This window comes from Vibrio sp. 14G-20 (genome assembly GCF_026241515.1).
In the GTDB taxonomy this organism is placed as follows: Bacteria; Pseudomonadota; Gammaproteobacteria; order Enterobacterales; family Vibrionaceae; genus Vibrio.
In genome coordinates, this window is the sequence record NZ_JAPHPW010000006.1 from 1 (window position 1) to 18,396 (window position 18,396).

Annotated in this window: 12 protein-coding genes and 5 tRNA genes; 11 read left to right on the plus strand and 6 right to left on the minus strand. The window is 44.8% G+C overall.

The window, feature by feature from the left end; genetic code table 11:
* Positions 1-168: 168 nt before the first annotated feature.
* Complete coding sequence (ilvY, locus tag OQJ75_RS06875; RefSeq protein WP_265972298.1) at positions 169-1,059, minus strand: HTH-type transcriptional activator IlvY; 891 nt, start codon at positions 1,057-1,059, stop codon at positions 169-171.
* Between the two features lie 146 nt (positions 1,060-1,205).
* Here ilvY and ilvC point away from each other — a divergent pair, with 146 nt between their 5' ends.
* The gene (gene ilvC, locus OQJ75_RS06880; RefSeq protein WP_010433392.1) at positions 1,206-2,690 is read left to right on the plus strand and encodes a ketol-acid reductoisomerase; all 1,485 of its coding nucleotides are present in this window, start codon (positions 1,206-1,208) and stop codon (positions 2,688-2,690) included.
* A 273-nt stretch (positions 2,691-2,963) separates the two neighbouring features.
* Here ilvC and ubiK read toward each other — a convergent pair whose 3' ends face one another.
* The 4 genes from ubiK to OQJ75_RS06900 form a co-directional block, all read right to left on the minus strand.
* On the minus strand, positions 2,964-3,215 hold the full coding sequence (gene ubiK / locus OQJ75_RS06885) for a ubiquinone biosynthesis accessory factor UbiK (protein WP_009848085.1): 252 nt from the start codon (positions 3,213-3,215) through the stop codon (positions 2,964-2,966).
* A 119-nt stretch (positions 3,216-3,334) separates the two neighbouring features.
* Positions 3,335-6,457, minus strand: coding sequence for a multidrug efflux RND transporter permease subunit (locus tag OQJ75_RS06890; protein ID WP_248373534.1), 3,123 nt, complete (start codon positions 6,455-6,457; stop codon positions 3,335-3,337).
* Between the two features lie 11 nt (positions 6,458-6,468).
* Complete coding sequence (locus OQJ75_RS06895; RefSeq protein ID WP_265972297.1) at positions 6,469-7,575, minus strand: efflux RND transporter periplasmic adaptor subunit; 1,107 nt, start codon at positions 7,573-7,575, stop codon at positions 6,469-6,471.
* An 18-nt stretch (positions 7,576-7,593) separates the two neighbouring features.
* Entirely contained in the window at positions 7,594-8,175 is a 582-nt protein-coding gene (locus OQJ75_RS06900) for a TetR/AcrR family transcriptional regulator (protein ID WP_265972296.1), read from the minus strand.
* Positions 8,176-8,355: 180 nt separating this feature from the next.
* On the opposite strand from OQJ75_RS06900, the gene rep reads away from it, so the two are divergent.
* Complete coding sequence (gene rep / locus OQJ75_RS06905) at positions 8,356-10,374, plus strand: DNA helicase Rep (protein WP_265972295.1); 2,019 nt, start codon at positions 8,356-8,358, stop codon at positions 10,372-10,374.
* 96 nt (positions 10,375-10,470) lie between these two features.
* On the opposite strand, the gene OQJ75_RS06910 is transcribed toward rep, so the two are convergent.
* Positions 10,471-10,884, minus strand: a complete 414-nt coding sequence (locus OQJ75_RS06910) for a c-type cytochrome (RefSeq protein WP_265972294.1) — start codon at positions 10,882-10,884, stop codon at positions 10,471-10,473.
* Between the two features lie 298 nt (positions 10,885-11,182).
* Between OQJ75_RS06910 and OQJ75_RS06915 the strand changes: the two genes are divergently transcribed.
* From OQJ75_RS06915 to OQJ75_RS06955, 9 genes are all read left to right on the plus strand, one after another.
* Positions 11,183-11,259, plus strand: a tRNA-Arg gene (locus OQJ75_RS06915).
* Between the two features lie 49 nt (positions 11,260-11,308).
* Positions 11,309-11,384 (plus strand) — tRNA-His (locus OQJ75_RS06920).
* A gap of 77 nt (positions 11,385-11,461) precedes the next feature.
* Positions 11,462-11,538, plus strand: a tRNA-Pro gene (locus OQJ75_RS06925).
* A gap of 44 nt (positions 11,539-11,582) precedes the next feature.
* Positions 11,583-11,658 (plus strand) — tRNA-His (locus OQJ75_RS06930).
* A 55-nt stretch (positions 11,659-11,713) separates the two neighbouring features.
* Positions 11,714-11,790: transfer RNA gene (locus tag OQJ75_RS06935), tRNA-Pro, on the plus strand.
* A 1,070-nt stretch (positions 11,791-12,860) separates the two neighbouring features.
* On the plus strand, positions 12,861-14,588 hold the full coding sequence (locus tag OQJ75_RS06940; protein ID WP_265972292.1) for a dipeptide ABC transporter ATP-binding protein: 1,728 nt from the start codon (positions 12,861-12,863) through the stop codon (positions 14,586-14,588).
* Positions 14,589-14,681: 93 nt separating this feature from the next.
* A complete protein-coding gene (locus tag OQJ75_RS06945; protein ID WP_248373545.1) occupies positions 14,682-16,235 on the plus strand; it encodes an ABC transporter substrate-binding protein in 1,554 nt (517 codons plus the stop codon).
* A gap of 178 nt (positions 16,236-16,413) precedes the next feature.
* A complete protein-coding gene (locus OQJ75_RS06950) occupies positions 16,414-17,391 on the plus strand; it encodes an ABC transporter permease (RefSeq protein ID WP_048612413.1) in 978 nt (325 codons plus the stop codon).
* Positions 17,392-17,393: 2 nt separating this feature from the next.
* Positions 17,394-18,332, plus strand: coding sequence for an ABC transporter permease (locus OQJ75_RS06955; protein ID WP_019826567.1), 939 nt, complete (start codon positions 17,394-17,396; stop codon positions 18,330-18,332).
* Positions 18,333-18,396 lie beyond the last annotated feature (64 nt).

Below are 18,396 nucleotides of genomic sequence, written 5' to 3' on the forward strand. Positions count from 1 at the left end.
CGGCAACCGTTAATAGCGGTTCTAGGGTTCAAATCCCTATCCCTCCACCACCATTGAAAAGCCCGCTGAGAAATCAGCGGGCTTTTTCATATCTGCTGTTTAGAAAAGCAAAAAAGAGCACTGACGTGCTCTCTCTATTATTCTCTTAACCAGCATACCTAAAGTTAACTAGTCAGGGAGATATTTTCCTTCGGCTACTTGCCAAAACGCTCTAATCAGTGGGTTCTCAAGTTGAGAGCGCTTACAACACACACCTAACTCAAATGGTTTGATTGGCTCTATCTTTAAGCGGTCTACTTTGTCTCGTACAGGACTGTTGTTGATGACGACATCTGGTGCAATACCCACTCCACAACCAAGAGCAACCATACTGACGATTGCTTCATGGCCTGAAACTTGAGCATAAATGTTCGGTTTTATCTTCATCTTTTTGAACCATGCGTTTGCTCGTTCTCGGGCTGTCCCTGCTTCCGGGATGATAAAGGGTACTTCATTCCAGTTGGGCTTATCTGATTGCAGTTGCTGACTAAAGCTACTCACGCCAGATGGAATGATGACTGACAGTGGAATATCGCTGATGGTCTCGAACTCTAACCTTGAAGGCAGGATGTCTGGCTTCGCTGAGATCGCGATATCCGCCTCATCATTCAATATTTTATCGATAGATTGGGCTGGATCGCCAGTAGAGAGCTTAAATTCAATATACGGATGAATAGCCCTAAATTCGGTTATGAGTTCAGGTAGGTGACTGTAGCTAGCCGTTACTGAACAAAATATACGGATCTCACCTTTAAGTTCTTGCTCTCCGCCCTTCAGGTGAAGGTTATATTGCTGCCACTCTCCCACGATGCTCAATGCTACAGGCAATAGGTGTTTTCCTGCTGGGGTAAGATCAACACTGCGGTTGTCTCTGATTAGCAGTTCTTGTCCTGTTTCCTCTTCAAGCTTTTGCACCTGACGGCTCAGCGCAGAAGGACTGACGTGCATAGCTGCAGCAGTTTTGCTGAAACTCTTGCTATCACATAAATGTATAAATAATTGTAGAGATTTTATGTTCATGTTTTGCGAACGTTTCCATGTTGCATTTATTGCAATAACTAATTGTGAATATATCACTTTCAGCAACGGAGTGTCTGTTTTAGTATGAAGTCATTCGATAGAGAGATATCGACCTTACGGACTTATTTTTAAAGGAGTGCCCTAGAATGGCTAACTATTTCAATACATTAAACCTTCGTGAACAACTTGACCAATTAGGTCGTTGCCGCTTTATGGATCGTGAAGAATTCGCGACAGAAGCTGAGTATCTTGAAGGTAAGAAAATCGTAATTGTTGGTTGTGGTGCTCAAGGCCTAAACCAAGGTCTAAACATGCGTGATTCTGGTCTAGACGTATCTTACGCTCTACGCCAAGCAGCAATTGATGAAAAGCGTCAATCATTCAAAAATGCTGATGAAAACGGCTTTGTTGTGGGTAGCTACGAAACGCTAATCCCTCAAGCAGACCTAGTAATCAATCTTACTCCTGATAAGCAACACACAAACGTTGTTGAAACAGTAATGCCTCTAATGAAGCAAGGTGCTGCTCTTGGTTACTCTCACGGCTTTAACGTTGTTGAAGAAGGCATGCAACTACGTGATGATCTTACGGTTGTAATGGTTGCACCTAAATGTCCAGGTTCTGAAGTTCGCGAAGAGTACAAGCGTGGCTTTGGTGTACCAACATTGATCGCTGTTCACCCAGAAAATGACCCTAAAGGCGAAGGTTGGGATATCGCTAAAGCTTGGGCTGCAGGTACTGGTGGTCACCGTGCTGGTTGCCTAGAGTCTTCTTTCGTAGCGGAAGTTAAATCTGACCTTATGGGCGAGCAAACTATCCTTTGTGGCATGCTACAAGCAGGTTCTATCGTATCGTACGAGAAGATGATTGCTGATGGCATCGAACCGGGCTACGCAGGCAAACTTCTACAATACGGTTGGGAAACGATCACTGAAGCACTGAAGTTTGGTGGCGTAACTCACATGATGGACCGCCTATCTAACCCAGCTAAAGTTAAAGCGTTTGAGCTTTCTGAAGAGCTTAAAGACCTAATGCGTCCGCTTTACAACAAGCACATGGATGACATCATCTCTGGTCACTTCTCTAGCACAATGATGGCTGACTGGGCGAACGATGACGTGAACCTACTAGGCTGGCGTGAAGAGACAGGCGAAACGGCATTCGAAAACTACCCAGCTTCTGACGTAGAAATCTCAGAGCAAGAGTACTTCGACAACGGTATCCTAATGGTTGCTATGGTTCGTGCTGGTGTTGAGCTAGCATTCGAAGCTATGACGGCATCTGGCATCATTGATGAGTCTGCTTACTACGAATCTCTACATGAGCTTCCACTAATCGCAAACACAGTTGCTCGTAAGCGCCTCTACGAAATGAACGTTGTAATCTCTGATACTGCTGAGTACGGTAACTACCTATTCGCTAACGTAGCAACACCACTACTACGTGAGAAGTTCATGCCTTCAGTAGCGACAGACGTAATCGGCCGTGGTCTAGGTGAAACATCTAACCAAGTTGATAACGCTAAGCTAATTGAAGTAAACGAAGCTATCCGTAACCACCCTGTAGAGTACATTGGTGAAGAGCTACGTAGCTACATGAGCGACATGAAGCGTATCGCTGTAGGCGGTTAATGAGTCTCTTAGATACTGACAAATTTGCAGAAAAAGCGAAGCAGTATCACTAGCTCCTTACTGGTTGGAGTTATAAATAAGCAACACAACATCTAATAAAAAGGCTTGGTCGCCGTTGACCAAGCCTTTTTGCTTTTAGGAACATTGCCTTATAAGTCAATTGAATGAACATTCTTGATAGGTCTTCGTCGACTTGCAGTTCTTGATTGATCTTCAGAAATACAAAAGGGTTGGTGTTTTCACACCAACCCTTTCAGTTTTCTTGCTTTACGCTTACTTGTCGGCAATCTTTGCTTCTAAGTCCGCTAGCTTTTGTTCCATTTCAGTCAGCTTTTGGCGAGTGCGCAGTAGTACTTGTGTTTGAACATCAAACTCTTCACGGCTCACAACGTCTAGCTTGTTTAGTTGGCCTTGGATAACTTGGCGAACTTTTTGATCTACGTCTGAACCAAGCTCTTTTACTGGTTGAGGCATAGAATCGTGGATCTGCTTAGCAATCTGCTCTAGTTTTTTTGGATCAAACATATCAATTAAAACTCCTGAATATTTACCACTATTCTATTTAATCACACTTGAGATGTCGCCTATGGCGTACAAAAAAAGGCCACCGAAGTAGCCTTTTTATTGTTATTACGACTTAGTGATTACTTATTATCAGCTAATTCTCTGTGCGCTGCTTTTGCTTCATCGACGCGAGCTAGCTTTTCTAGGTCTTTGTCTTCAACAAATACAGGTAGAGGTTTGTGTTTTTCAGCCAAGTAGCTGTAAATCACTGGCAGTACAAATAGTGTGAAGATAGTACCAATCGCTAGACCTGCAACGATTACGATACCAATACTGAAACGCTGAGCTGCACCCGCACCACTTGCGTACATCAGTGGGATTAGACCCGCGATCATCGCAGCCGTTGTCATCAGGATTGGACGAAGACGAACCTTCGCAGCTTCCATTACTGCTTCGATACGAGTTTTGTGATGATGCAACTGTTCTTCTTTTGCAACTTCACAGATCAAGATACCGTGCTTGGTAATTAGGCCGACCAAGGTGATCAAACCTACTTGCGAGTAGATGTTCATCGTTGCCGCACCCCAAGCCAGAGCGATTAGGGCACCACAGATCGCCAGTGGTACAGATACCATGATAACTAATGGATCTTTCAGGGATTCGAATTGAATCGCCAATACCAAGAAGATGATAGCCAGTGCTAGACCAAAGGTCGCGTAAAGTGCGCTACCTTCAGTTACGTATTGGCGTGCTTCACCCATGTAATCGTGGTTGTAGCCACTTGGGAGCTTATTCGCCGCCGTGTCTTCAAACCATGCAATTGCATCACCCATTGCAGCGCCTGGAGCTGGTACTGCGCCAATCGTAGCTGAGTTCAATTGGTTGAAGTGAGGAAGAGAGCGAGGCTCTGCCACAACATCAATCGTGATCAAACTTCCTAGTGGTACAGCATTACCGTCCGCAGCTCGTACGTAGTAGTTATTCATCGATTCTGGGTTCAAACGGAATTTACGTTCAACTTGAGGGATAACCTCGTAAGAACGACCATTCAAGTCGATACGGTTTACGTAGCCATCTGACATCATAGTACCTAGCGTGATACCGATATCTTGCATGGTCACACCGTATGCGCCCGCTTTATCCTTGTCGATGTGTACTTTCATCGTTGCTGAGTCATAGTTTAGATCGAGATCCGAGTATACGAACAGTGGGTTTGTCGCTACATCAGTCAAGATGTCAGTGGTGATCTGGAACAAGCTCTCAAAACTGTTTGGTGTTGTTATAACAAACTGAATTGGAAGACCTGAACCCGCACCTGGTAGTTCTGGCATTTGGAAGGCTGTTACTGCCATTCCAGGCACATCTTTCACTAAACCACCAACGCGGTTTGCTACCTCAGATTGACTTGCTTCACGCTCACTCCAAGGCACCATAGATGCAATACCAAACGCTTGGTTTGCATTAGGCACACCTGTAAATACCTGTGCGTAAGCGACTTCTGGCTGATCAGACAGAATCTTGTTTACGTCGTTCATGGTATTTTGCATGAAGTCTAAGTTCGCATTAGATGGTGCAGTACCCATCAGCATGATTACACCTTTATCTTCTGAAGGTGCTAATTCACTAGGGATGAACTTAAACAGCATCGGTAAGCTTGCAAATACGATAACAGCAAAGCCAATGAACACTGGGCGGTGATTCATAACCGCGCCAAGCATACGTTCGTAACGGTTAGTCATGCCATCCAAAACGCTATGAACTTTCTGCTCAAATTTGCTCGGCTCAGCGTGAGCTTTTAGCATTTTTGAACACATCATTGGCGATAGCGTAAGTGCCACGATACCCGATACAAATACAGAACCGGCTAGGGTTAATGCGAACTCTTTAAATAGCGAGCCCGTGATACCACCCATCATTGCGATTGGCGCGTATACCGCACCTAGCGTTAGTGTCATTGCGATAACAGGCACCGCAATTTCACGAGTACCGATGATCGCCGCGCGGAAAGGGGACTCTCCGAGCTTGATATGCCTGTCGACGTTCTCAAGTACTACGATTGCATCATCTACTACCAGACCGATGGCGAGTACCATTGCCAGTAGCGTCATCAGGTTCCAAGAGAAGCCCATTGCCTGCATTACCATTGCCACACCAATCAAAGACAGTGGGATAGTAACGATAGGGATCAGTACCGCTCGGAATGAACCTAGGAACAAGGTAATTACGATCAATACGATTAATGCCGCTTCAAGAATGGTCTTAATAACCTCTTGAATTGATTCGTTAATCGCAATGGTTGAATCGTACATTACGTTCATAGAGATGTTGCTTGGTAGGTTCTTCTCTAGTTGAGGAAGAAGCTCAAGTACATCTGCAGCGATGTTGATTGGGTTCGCACTTGGTGCCGCATTAATTGCTGCAACAACCGCTTCCTGACCGTTCGCACTTGCACGGTAGACGTCGTGGCTTTTCTCTAGAGAAACCTTAGCGATGTCAGACAGACGAATAATCTCACCTTCACCACTTCTAACGACTAAGTTCTCTAACTCTTCAGTGTTCGAAACTTGCGTGTCGGCACTGCCGTTATAAAGAACAAATTCACCCGTTGCTTGACCCGTAGCTGATTGGTAGTTGTTCGCATCCAATACCGCCATAACGTCAGTTGCGGTTAGGTTTACCGCCGCCATTTTTGATGGGTCTAGCCACACGCGCAGTGCGTATTTCATACCACCATATAGGTCAACTTTAGATACACCATTTACCGTGAATAGTTGCGGGTTGATTACACGCTCTAGATAGTCGGTAATTTGGCTCGACACCAACTCATCACTGGTAAAGCCAATGTAGAGTACCGCTGTCGTTGAACCGGTAGACATGGTTACGGTTGGATCTTCGGCCTCTTTAGGAAGCTGAGAACGTACCGAGTTAGTCTTGGCCAGTATGTCAGACAGCGCTGCATTCGGGTCGGTGTTCAACTTCATGTTCACAGTAATAGTAGAACTACCAAGTACAGAAGAAGAAGTCATATAGTCGATGTTATCTGCTTGGGCCACAGCCTGTTCGAGGGGCTGGGTGATAAAGCCTTGGATAAGATCGGCACTTGCACCGTAGTAACTCGTTGTTACGGTTACTACGGTATTCGTCATTTCAGGGTATTCACGCACCTGCATTTTGAAGATTGCTTGTAAGCCAAGCAGCGCAATCAAAAAGCTGATGGATACCGCTAGAACTGGACGTTTAATAAAAACATCAGTAAAGCGCATTGTGCCTCCGGTTACAGCTTAGGTGTTTCAGCAGGTGGAGTGATTGCATCACTTTCAACAACCTTAACTTTGGCACCGTTACTTAGACGTACTTGGCCAGAAGTTACAACCGTATCGCCGGCTTTAACGCCTTCAAGGATGTGTGCAATATCAGCTGTACGCTCACCTACTTTTACAACATGTTGAGCAACACGTTGAACGCCGTCTTCTTCAGTCAGGATGTAAACATTGTCACCGTATAGAGTGAAAGTAATCGCTGTTTGAGGCAGAGTTACTTGGTTCTCTAGTTTAGGCAGAATGATGTTAGCGCGAGCGAACATACCGCTACGAAGCTTGCCATCATTGTTTGGAATGTCTGCCTGAACTTGAATAAGACCACTTTGGATACTTACTGCGGGTTCGATTGCACTGATAGAGCCTTCAAACGGTGTCTCTGGGTAAGCATCAACAAAGATGTCGATAGCCTGACCAACATTGATACGAGAGATATCTGTTTGAGATACAGTAAAGCGTAGGCGCATCACGCTGGTATCTTCTAAACGAACGATATCTGTACCTGATTGCAAATATTGACCTAGGTACACGTTACGAATACCCACTTTGCCATCGAAAGGAGCGCGAATTTCACGGCGCTCGATCGATGCTTTTAGGCTTTCAATGTCAGCAGATAGAGAGAAGTAGTTCGCTTCTGCTTCATCGTACGCTTCTTTAGAGATAGAACCTTTCTTGAATAGACCTTGGTAACGCTTGTATTTTGCTTTCGCAGCAGGCAAACGAGCTTCAGAACTCTTTAGGTTTGCCTTTTCTACGCCAGAATCAAGACGAACAAGAAGCTGGTCATTTTTAACATCAGTACCAGAACCAAAAGAGATTTGGTCAATAACACCGCTGGTTTCGTTCGCTAGTGTCACACCTTGGTTAGGTTCGATGAAGCCGATAGCTTCAATCACTGGAACCCAGTCGATCGGCTGAACTTCAGTTACCGTTACTGGAAACTCTGGTTCAGGGCGGTTGGCCATATACTCAGCAATTTTTTGTTGTTTGAACATGTTAAACCCAATAACGCTGCCGAAAAGTAGTACAGCGATGAGTAACATGAAGAAAGTCCACTTTTTCATTATGGTCAAAACTCCGATCTAGTGTTTAATTATTGCGTCCCAACTAGCTTCGATTGCAGATTCTAGTTCTGCCTCATCAAGTTGGTAAAATCCTAAAGAATGCTTGCGTGCTAGAGAAACACTAGCCGCTAAGCTCAATCCACCTAATACTTCATTGTTAAGTGGTTTAAACAATCCTTGTTCTTTCCCCTCATTAAATAGCAGCTCAACTTGGGCAAACATTTTACGTTCTAGTTCCCTGAAGTTTAGGCTATTTGTGATGGGTAGAGAGTCATACTGAACCCTATTTTTTATTGCGGCTAAATTCGTTCCTGCTAAGTTCCATATGTTCAACCACATAGTACGGTAGCGTTGCTTAATTGGATCCGAATCATTAACCCCATCTTGAACAGCATCAGCTACTCTTTGAGTCACGAGCATTCGAACATCTTCTATCAAGTGCTCTTTATCATCGAAGTAGCGATAGATAGTGCCTGCAGCTACTCCTGCTTCTTTGGCTAATTTTTGCATTGAAAGGCCTTGGAAACCGACCTCTGCAATTAGCTTTTCAGCTGCAGAAAGTATTTGCTGGCGTTTATCCCGAGGTGCATGAGTTGTCATATTTCAATCACCAATGAATGAACGTTCATTCATTATAGCCTAATAACCACACACATGTGCAACAAAGTTTTACATAATCAGCGTAAAAATCTTGTATAAGAGAACGTAGCATTCGTGCTGTTGCAGCATTATTATAGGCGCGCAATTGAATTCGCCCCTCTAGACCAAACTGAGAATCAAATGAAACTGAACCCAAGACAAGATGAAGCCGTGAAGTATGTTTCTGGCCCCTGCTTAGTATTAGCGGGCGCTGGATCGGGTAAAACACGTGTTATCACCAACAAGATTGCTTACTTGGTTCAAGAGTGTGGCTACAAGGCTCGTAATATTGCAGCGGTAACCTTTACCAATAAAGCGGCACGCGAGATGAAAGAGCGTGTGGGTCAAACTCTCGGTAAAGGCGAATCTAAAGGTCTGATCGTTTCAACGTTCCATACTATGGGTTTAACAATCATTCGCCGAGAATACAAAGCGCTGGGTCTGAAAGCGGGCTTCTCGTTATTTGATGACCAAGACCAGTTAGCTCTACTTAAAGAACTAACCGAAACACAGATCGATGGTGATAAGGATCTGCTGCGTTCTTTGATGAGTACCATCTCAAATTGGAAGAACGACATGCTGACGCCAGATCAGGCGAAAGCAAGAGCTCAAGGTGAACAAGAGCAGTTGTTTGCATTCTGTTTTGAGATGTATCAGAAACAGATGAAGGCCTATAACGCGCTCGATTTTGATGATCTGATTGCGATGCCGGTATTGTTACTGAAAACCAATCAAGAAGTGCGTGACCGCTGGCAGTCTCGCATTCGCTATTTACTGGTCGATGAGTACCAAGATACCAACACCAGTCAATATGAGTTGGTTCGTTTACTAGTAGGAGAGCGTGGTCGCTTAACGGTAGTAGGTGACGATGACCAATCTATCTATTCATGGCGTGGTGCAAAGCCGCAAAATTTGGTGTTGCTGGGTGAGGACTATCCGAATCTTCGCTTGATCAAACTCGAGCAAAACTATCGCTCAACCAGTCGAATATTACGTGCGGCGAACATCTTGATCGCCAACAACCCACACGTTTATGAAAAGTCACTGTTCTCAGAGATCCCGGACGGTGAAAAGCTCAAGGTACTGAATGCTAAGAATGAAGAGCATGAAGCAGAGCGTATTACCGGCGAGATCATCGCCCACAAGTTTCTGAATCGCACAGAATATAAAGATTACGCAGTACTTTACCGAGGTAATCATCAATCGCGCTTGATTGAAAAAGCCTTGATGCAGAACCGTGTGCCTTACAAGATCTCTGGTGGTACCTCTTTCTTTGCTAGAGCTGAGATTAAAGACATCATGGCTTACCTACGTGTGTTGGTGAACCCTGATGATGACAACGCCTTCCTGCGTATTGTGAATACGCCGCGTCGTGAGATCGGCCCTGTTACGCTGGAAAAATTAGGCAGCTACGCCAACATGCGCGGTAAAAGTCTGTTTGAAGCCAGCTTCGAAATGGGTTTAGAGCAAACGCTGACGGGCCGTGGTTTAGAAAACCTACGTCGCTTCGGTGATTGGATTGTTCGAATTTCAGATAATGCTGAACGTGGTAATACAGTTGAGGCGGTTCGTTCTTTGGTTCGTGACATCAATTACGAAGATTGGCTTTACGAAACCTCAGCGAGCCCTAAAGCCGCTGAAATGCGAATGAAGAACGTTTCTGATCTGTATAGCTGGATTGTGGCCGACCTTGAGGGTGACAACTACGACAAAGAAGAGAAAACTCTACGCGAGGTGGTTCAACGTTTAACGCTGCGTGACATGATGGAACGTGGTGAGGATGATGACGATGCAGACCAAGTCCAATTAATGACATTGCATGCATCGAAAGGCCTAGAGTTCCCGTATGTATTTCTGATGGGAGCAGAAGAGGGTATCTTGCCGCACCAAACCAGTGTTGATGAAGGCAACGTAGAAGAAGAACGTCGTCTTATGTATGTAGGGATTACTCGAGCGCAGAAAGAGCTGACCTTTACTAAGTGTCGCGAGCGTCGTCAATATGGTGAATTAATAAAGCCAACACAAAGCCGCTTCCTTGATGAGTTACCGCATGATGATGTGGAGTGGGAAAGCGTTAAGAAGCCTCAATCTGCTGAAGAAAGGATGGAAAAAGGGCAGGCACACATTGCGAATATTCGCGCGATGTTCAACAAGAAATAATGCTCTGCATTAATAGCACTATATAGAAGCCAATAAAAAAGGTGACCATGAGGTCACCTTTTTTGAATCTGGCATTTTTAATTACAGATCGGTAAATTACAGACCGGCAATCATGTGCTCGATAGCATCTTTGATTTCGTCGTCTGAACAGTCCATACATGAACCTTTAGCTGGCATCGCATTGAAACCATTGATTGCGTGGTCAGCTAGGATGTCGCGACCTTGAGCAATTCGTGGAGCCCAGTCACCAGCATCACCTGTTTTAGGTGCGCCACTTACGCCAGATGCGTGACAAGCGATACAAAAGGTACCGTAAACTGCTGCGCCATCACGAGGGCCTGTTGGTTCTGCGGCTACTGGCTCGCTGCCGACTAGGTAAACTTGGCCAACTGGTTTGATGCGTTTAGCAATTGCATCGTGCTCCGCTTCGCTTAGGCCTGCAGCCATTGCGCCAGTTGAAAAGGTTAAAACTGCGATGACAACGGTTAAAATTCGACGAGACATATCCATTAAACTCACTTTACATTCCCAAGGTAAGTACATGCTTACCAATTTATAGTGTTGGAAGGGTGTTTTGGCTTTAACCAGCAAAGAGCAACTGTTAAACCAATGTAAATAATGGGTGATTATATCCCGATAAGTTGTTGCAATAAACAACAACTTATAAGCTGTGGCGGGTTGTAGTACTCAAATAAGGGGTTTATCACATATTAACTGTCGAAAAAGAGACCAAACAGAAAAAAAAGTTAAAAAAGTACTAGACGGCATTGGGTGATATACGTATTATTCCACTCCGCCGACAGGGCATGCGCCTGTAGCTCAGCTGGATAGAGCGTTGGCCTCCGGAGCCAAAGGCCGAAGGTTCGAATCCTTTCAGGCGCGCCATCCGGTCTCTTATTTCGGTAAGTGAGAAATTGGCAAAAAAGAAACAATGGTGGCTATAGCTCAGTTGGTAGAGCCCTGGATTGTGATTCCGGTGGTCGCGAGTTCGAATCTCGTTAGCCACCCCATTCTTTCTTTACAAAATATCGGTAGCTTCGGCTTCCAGTGTTGATTCATTATTCCCAAGAGTCGATACAAAACTAGTCGGTGAATAGCGCAGCTTGGTAGCGCATCTGGTTTGGGACCAGAGGGTCGGGGGTTCGAATCCCTCTTCACCGACCACTATTTCAATAATCGCTTTTAAGCGGTTATATAAAAAATTAGTGGTGGCTATAGCTCAGTTGGTAGAGCCCTGGATTGTGATTCCGGTGGTCGCGAGTTCGAATCTCGTTAGCCACCCCATTAATTTTGGTAGCTTCTTTGAAGTTCCCAGTTTGAGAAATCAAACGAAACGTCTCGGTGAATAGCGCAGCTTGGTAGCGCATCTGGTTTGGGACCAGAGGGTCGGGGGTTCGAATCCCTCTTCACCGACCACCTTTAAGAAAGCTCATCAGAAATGATGAGCTTTTTTTTCATCTGTAGATCACAGATTGGAACCCAAGTGGGGTTCGCCTGATGTTCAAAGGATGTCTCTTCACTGACCGCCTTTAAGAAAGCTCATTAGAAATGATGAGCTTTTTTTCATCTGTAGATCACTAGATTGGAACCCAAGTGGGGTTCGCCTGATGTTCAAAGAATGTCTCTTCACCGATCACTTAAGAAGCCTCAATTAGCCGTCCGCGTCAGGAATGACGGGGCTTTTTTACGTCTGGAATTTAGATAATTTGGTACCAAGAGGGTCGCGGGCTGGATCGTTAGTTCTAGTCGCTCCTCTTTAGTAAGCTCCTTTCAGACGCAAGAATCCCACCTTCGAGCTCCTCGATTATTGCGTCTTTATAGAGGCACTCCATTTATCAAACGAAAAAATCTATATCTAATTTTATATAAATTAACCGTTCAATAATTCGACAAATCAATAGGTCTGGTCTGGAGGTTTTTGTGAAAAGTAGAATTTGGTCCTTAATCTGCCCACTAAGGCACGTATTTGACAGCTTTCTTCCAATCAAGCACTTCAAAATATCATTTAATTTACTAAGCCTTTGGGTTGGTTGTCTTCTATTTAGGCAAGCGATGAAAATGGTTAAATATGTGGTAATTACAATTCCATATAGTTGTTTTGTTTGTTTAAATTAACAAACTTAGCGTTTGTTTCTATAGTGTTAATTGTTTTTTGGAATAATTATTTGTTTTTAGTGACTGGTAGTGAGATCTGCTTTGAAGCACAGGTTTCACTCTACAAGTAAGTAGTGGTAAGGAGTTTGTGAGTATTTCTTGCCGATAAAATAATGTTGATTTTTCTTACTATATGCTCTTTTGGTGAATAGTTATGTGGTACTTTTGCTTGCTAAGCGCTTGATGTCGACTTTTTATCCTATTTTTGTTGCTTTTCTGTGAATTATTTGCCAAATTGTCAACCGTATAAAATATCAGAACAATATTCTGGTAAGAATGGATTCAATTTTGCAGACAGGGCAGAAAGCTGCCAAAGCAGTAGAGGTCTGGTAATGTCACTTTTAGAAGTAAAAAATCTTCGTATCGAATACCCATCTCGTCATGGAGTTCACGCCGCAGTTAAATCACTTTCGTTCAACATTGAACGTGGTGAGATCGTTGGTGTTGTAGGCGAGTCTGGTGCAGGTAAATCAACAGTCGGTAATGCTGTGATCGATTTGCTGAGCCCTCCCGGCCGCATTGCTAGCGGCGAGGTATTTCTGGATGGCGAAAAAGTCTCTGGCTTATCTCCTGAACAGATGCGCTCTGTTCGCGGCTCAAAGATTGGTTTTATCTTCCAAGATCCAATGACGTCTCTTAACCCTCTATTTACCGTAGAACAACAGTTAAAAGAGACGATTCATGCCAACATGAAGGTTTCGGATCAAGAAGCCTACCAGCGTTCATTAGACTTAATGAACCAAGTGGGTATCCCACAACCGGAAAACCGTTTAAAGCAGTACCCACACCAGTTTTCTGGCGGTATGCGTCAGCGTGTGGTTATCGCGATCGCATTGGCAGGTGAACCTGACCTAATCATCGCAGATGAACCAACAACAGCACTGGATGTTTCTATCCAAGACCAGATCTTGGGTTTGATTCGCGACCTATGTATCAAGAAGAACGTAGGTTGTATGTTGGTCACGCACGACATGGGCGTGGTATCTAACGTTACCGATCGCGTAGCGGTAATGTATCGTGGTGATCTCGTTGAGTTTGGCCCAACAGCGAAAGTACTAGGTACTCCTGAGCACCCATACACGCACAGTCTTATTTCTGCCGTTCCTCGTTCAGACCGAAAACTCGATCGTTTCCCTCTTGTTAGCTACATCGAAGAAGCACAAGAGATGGAACCTCTTGATGTGAAGAACCACTGGTTAGGTCAAAGCCAAGATCACCGCGACTACACTGGTCCACTGTTGAACGTTGAAAACGTAAACTTGCGTTTCACCACCAAAGATTCTTTCTTTGAGAGCCGTCGTGAGTACGTTCAAGCATCAAACAACGTGAGCTTTGAAGTGCATGAAGGTGAGACGTTTGGCTTAGTAGGTGAATCAGGCTCTGGTAAATCAACGATTGCTCGTGTGATTGCTGGCTTGTACGCACCCAATTCAGGCAAGGTAACGTTTGAAGGCGTTGACCTTACCGGGCTTAAATCTGAAAAAGAGCGTCGCCCAATGCGCCGTCAAATGCAGATGGTTTTCCAAAACCCTTACACATCAATGAACCCTCGAATGAAGATATTCGACATCATTGCTGAGCCTATCCGATTCCATAAACTTACGCGCAACGAGAATGAAACTCGTCAGATCGTGAACGACCTGTTAGAGCACGTTGGTTTAGGTGTAATGGCAGGGGTTAAGTACCCACACGAATTCTCAGGTGGTCAACGTCAGCGTATTTCTATCGCTCGCGCTTTGGCAACTCGCCCTCGTCTTTTGATTTGTGATGAACCTACCTCGGCACTGGATGTGTCGGTACAGGCTCAGATCCTTAATTTATTAAAAGACTTACAAGACGAGCTAAACCTAACCATGTTGTTCATCAGTCACGATTTACCGGTTATTCGCCAAATGTGTGACCGAGTAGGCGTGATGCAAATGGGGACACTGTTGGAGGTTGCTCCAACTGAGCAACTGTTCCAATCGCCTCAACACGAATACAGTCAACACCTAATTTCTTTAATGCCTGAATTTACAGGCTTAAGAGAAGAAAAAGCAGTGGCACAAGCCGCGGTATAAAAATCAGCAGGCTGGATTTAGCTTGCTAAAAACAATAAACAGACGCAAATACAACAACTAGGGATCTGGATTCCCGCATGAAGGAGTTATGCAATGAAAACCATGAAAAGCAAATTAGTAGTAGCTTTAATGGCAGCTGGCCTAAGTTTTAGTGCAGCAGCAGCAGATATCACCGTTGGCTACGCAGCTGACCCAGTATCACTTGACCCGCACGAGCAGTTGTCAGGCGGCACACTACAAATGTCTCACATGGTGTTTGACCCTCTAGTACGTTTCACACAAGAGATGGATTTTGAAGGCCGCCTAGCATCAAGCTGGGAGCGTGTTGACGATACGACTTTCCGCTTTAACCTACGTAAAGGTGTGAAATTCCACTCTGGTAACGAGCTGACTGCTGATGATGTTGTGTGGACTTTTGAACGTCTACAAGCTTCTCCAGACTTTAAGTCTATCTTCACGCCATACGAAAAAATGGTAAAAGTGGATGACTACACAGTTGAGCTAGTATCAAAAGCGGCTTACCCACTAGTACTACAAACAGCAACTTATATCTTCCCAATGGACAGCAAGTTCTACTCTGGCCAAACAGCGGAAGGTAAAGACAAGTCTGAGCTAGTTAAGCACGGTAACTCGTTCGCTTCGACTAATGTTTCAGGTACTGGTCCATTCATCGTAACGCAGCGTGAGCAAGGCGTTAAAGTAACGTTCGAGCGTTTCAACGATTACTGGGACACAGAAACCGAAGGTAACGTAGACAAGCTAACACTTGTACCAATCAAAGAAGATGCAACACGTGTTGCAGCACTTCTTTCTGGTGACGTTGATATGATTCACCCAGTAGCACCAAACGATCACAAGCGTGTTCAAAACGCTAAGAATATCGATCTAGTAACGCTACCTGGTACTCGTATCATTACGTTCCAAATGAACCAAAACAGCAACGAAGCACTGAAAGATGTTCGCGTTCGTCAGGCGATTGTTCACGCAATCAACAACGAAGGCATCGTTAAGAAGATCATGAAAGGCTTCGCAACAGCTGCCGGTCAGCAAAGCCCAACAGGCTACGCGGGTCATGACGATTCACTAGTACCTCGTTACGACCTGAAAAAAGCAAAAGAGCTAATGAAGGAAGCGGGCTACGAAGATGGCTTTACGCTAACTATGATGGCACCAAACAACCGTTACGTGAACGATGCGAAAGTAGCGCAAGCGTCTGCGGCAATGCTATCTAAGATTGGTATCAAGGTTGATCTTAAGACTATGCCTAAAGCACAGTACTGGCCTGAATTTGACCTATGTTCAGCAGATATGATGATGATCGGCTGGCACTCAGATACAGAAGATTCTGCTAACTTCAGCGAGTTCTTAACGATGACTCGTAACGAAGAAACTGGCCGCGGTCAATACAACTGTTCTGGTTACTCAAACCCAGAAATGGATGCGATTGTAGAAGCTTCTAACACTGAAACTGACCCAGTTAAGCGTTCTGAAATGCTGAAAGGCGTTGAAGCAACACTTTACAACGACGCAGCATTCGTACCGCTACACTGGCAAAGTGAAGCGTGGGGCGCGAAGTCTAACGTAGGTGCAGCAGACGTAGTAAACCCAATGGTTATGCCTTACTTCGGCGACCTAGTTGTAAAATAATCTAGCTTGCTAGAATCGAGAGCCTGAAGCTTTTCAGGCTCTCAAATTATTAAGATATAGATTTAAGTTTCGGTATTTGGTCTTCCTTCAGTCTGGCTAAATACCTTTTTTAAGACTGAATTTTGTTATCTAGTCGCGGATTTCGACTAGATAGTCATGGATAGATAAGGGGCAAGGAATGGTTACGTTTCTGGTCAAGCGCCTGTTTCAGGCACTGATAGTGATGTTTGTGATCAGTTTGGTGGCGTTTGCCATTCAGGATAACCTGGGCGACCCGTTGCGTGAGTTAGTCGGTCAATCTGTTTCAGAATCGGAGCGTCAAGCGCTGCGTGATGAACTCGGCTTAAATGATCCCTTCATTACAAAATACACTCGCTTTGTGGGCGCAGCTCTACAAGGTGATCTTGGTACTTCATATTTCTTTAAACGCCCTGCTGTGGACGTAATCTTAGATAAACTTGTAGCAACGCTTGAACTTGTGTTTGGCGCTTCTCTGATCATTGTTTGTCTGTCGATTCCACTTGGCGTTTATTCTGCAATACACCCAAAAAGTTTCTTCACTAAATTGGTGATGGCGGGCAGTAGTATCGGTATTTCGGTACCTGTTTTCTTAACCGCAATCATGCTGATGTATGTGTTCTCTATTGAGTTAGGTTGGCTGCCGTCATTCGGACGTGGTGATACCGCAAACTGGTTTGGTTGGGAATCTGGCTTCTTAACGCTAGACGGCCTTGCGCACTTAGTGCTGCCGAGTATTGCTCTCGCATCGATCATGCTGCCTCTGTTCATTCGTCTAGTACGTTCTGAAATGCTCGAGGTTCTTAGCTCTGAATACATCAAGTTTGGTAAAGCAAAAGGCCTAGCGCTGAACAAGATTTACTACCAACATGCTTTGAAGAACACAATGCTACCTGTACTAACGGTAGGTGGTGTTCAAATCGGTACGATGGTGGCTTACACCATTCTTACTGAAACTGTATTCCAGTGGCCGGGTACCGGCTTCCTATTCCTTGAAGCGATTAACCGAGTGGATACTCCACTGATTACCGCATACGTTATCTTCGTTGGCTTGATCTTCGTAGTAACGAATACCATTGTTGACTTGCTGTACGGCATCATTAACCCAACAGTGAACATTACAGGGAAAGGAGCATAATCATGGAACACACAACAACAGCTCCATCTCGTTGGGAGCGATTCAAGCAGTCAGACATTCTGTACTACTTCTTACGCGATAAAGTAGCAATGGTGAGCTTCGCTATCTTTGCAGCTTTCCTTATTATGGCATTGGCGGCACCGATTCTAGCGCCAACAGACCCGTATGACGTGACGTCTATCGACATCATGGATTCTGAGTTGCCACCATCTTGGATGGAAGACGGCGAAGAACGTTTCTTGCTCGGAACGGATGAGCAAGGCCGTGATATTTTATCTACTATGCTTTACGGTTCGCGCTTATCTCTGACCATTGGTTTCTTAGCGGTAGGCCTACAACTGACGCTTGGTATCATCATTGGCTTGTCTGCGGGTTATTTCGGTGGCCGTATTGATAGCTTCTTGATGCGTTTCGCTGATGTTCAACTTTCGTTCTCAACCATGATGGTTGCGATCATTGTCTCGGCCATCTTTAAGGCAAGTTTCGGTAGTGACTTTTACGCGCAATATGCCGTTGTTATGCTGGTGGTGATCATCGGTATTGCCGAATGGCCTCAGTATGCTCGTACGATTCGTGCATCGGTATTGGCAGAGAAGAAGAAAGAGTACGTAGAAGCGGCTCGTGTGATGGGCTTCAGAGCACCTCGCATCATGTTCCGTCATATTCTGCCTAACTGTTTATCACCGATTTTGGTTATCTCTACAGTACAGGTGGCAAATGCCATCATGTCAGAAGCGGCACTTTCTTTCCTAGGTTTAGGTCTTCCGGTAGACCAACCGTCACTCGGTGCCCTGATCAGCACTGGTTTTAACTACATTTTCTCAGGAGCATGGTGGATCACAGCATTCCCAGGTGTGCTTTTGGTAACATTGGTTCTAGTTATTAACCTATTAGGCGACTGGTTACGCGACGTGTTTAACCCGAAAATTTATAAAGGGTGATAGCCCGGTTTGATTTTTAGTAAAAAAAGTCACTAAATTAAGAGCCGTAAGTAATTACGGCTCT

What these genes read in the sequence shown, in the direction of transcription:
- ilvY (WP_265972298.1), bottom strand. Translation starts at nt 1,059, where the DNA reads ATGAACATAAAATCTCTACAATTATTTATACATTTATGTGATAGCAAG.
- ilvC (WP_010433392.1), top strand. Translation starts at nt 1,206, where the DNA reads ATGGCTAACTATTTCAATACATTAAACCTTCGTGAACAACTTGACCAA.
- ubiK (WP_009848085.1), bottom strand. Translation starts at nt 3,215, where the DNA reads ATGTTTGATCCAAAAAAACTAGAGCAGATTGCTAAGCAGATCCACGAT.
- OQJ75_RS06890 (WP_248373534.1), bottom strand. Translation starts at nt 6,457, where the DNA reads ATGCGCTTTACTGATGTTTTTATTAAACGTCCAGTTCTAGCGGTATCC.
- OQJ75_RS06895 (WP_265972297.1), bottom strand. Translation starts at nt 7,575, where the DNA reads ATGAAAAAGTGGACTTTCTTCATGTTACTCATCGCTGTACTACTTTTC.
- OQJ75_RS06900 (WP_265972296.1), bottom strand. Translation starts at nt 8,175, where the DNA reads ATGACAACTCATGCACCTCGGGATAAACGCCAGCAAATACTTTCTGCA.
- rep (WP_265972295.1), top strand. Translation starts at nt 8,356, where the DNA reads ATGAAACTGAACCCAAGACAAGATGAAGCCGTGAAGTATGTTTCTGGC.
- OQJ75_RS06910 (WP_265972294.1), bottom strand. Translation starts at nt 10,884, where the DNA reads ATGGATATGTCTCGTCGAATTTTAACCGTTGTCATCGCAGTTTTAACC.
- OQJ75_RS06940 (WP_265972292.1), top strand. Translation starts at nt 12,861, where the DNA reads ATGTCACTTTTAGAAGTAAAAAATCTTCGTATCGAATACCCATCTCGT.
- OQJ75_RS06945 (WP_248373545.1), top strand. Translation starts at nt 14,682, where the DNA reads ATGAAAACCATGAAAAGCAAATTAGTAGTAGCTTTAATGGCAGCTGGC.
- OQJ75_RS06950 (WP_048612413.1), top strand. Translation starts at nt 16,414, where the DNA reads ATGGTTACGTTTCTGGTCAAGCGCCTGTTTCAGGCACTGATAGTGATG.
- OQJ75_RS06955 (WP_019826567.1), top strand. Translation starts at nt 17,394, where the DNA reads ATGGAACACACAACAACAGCTCCATCTCGTTGGGAGCGATTCAAGCAG.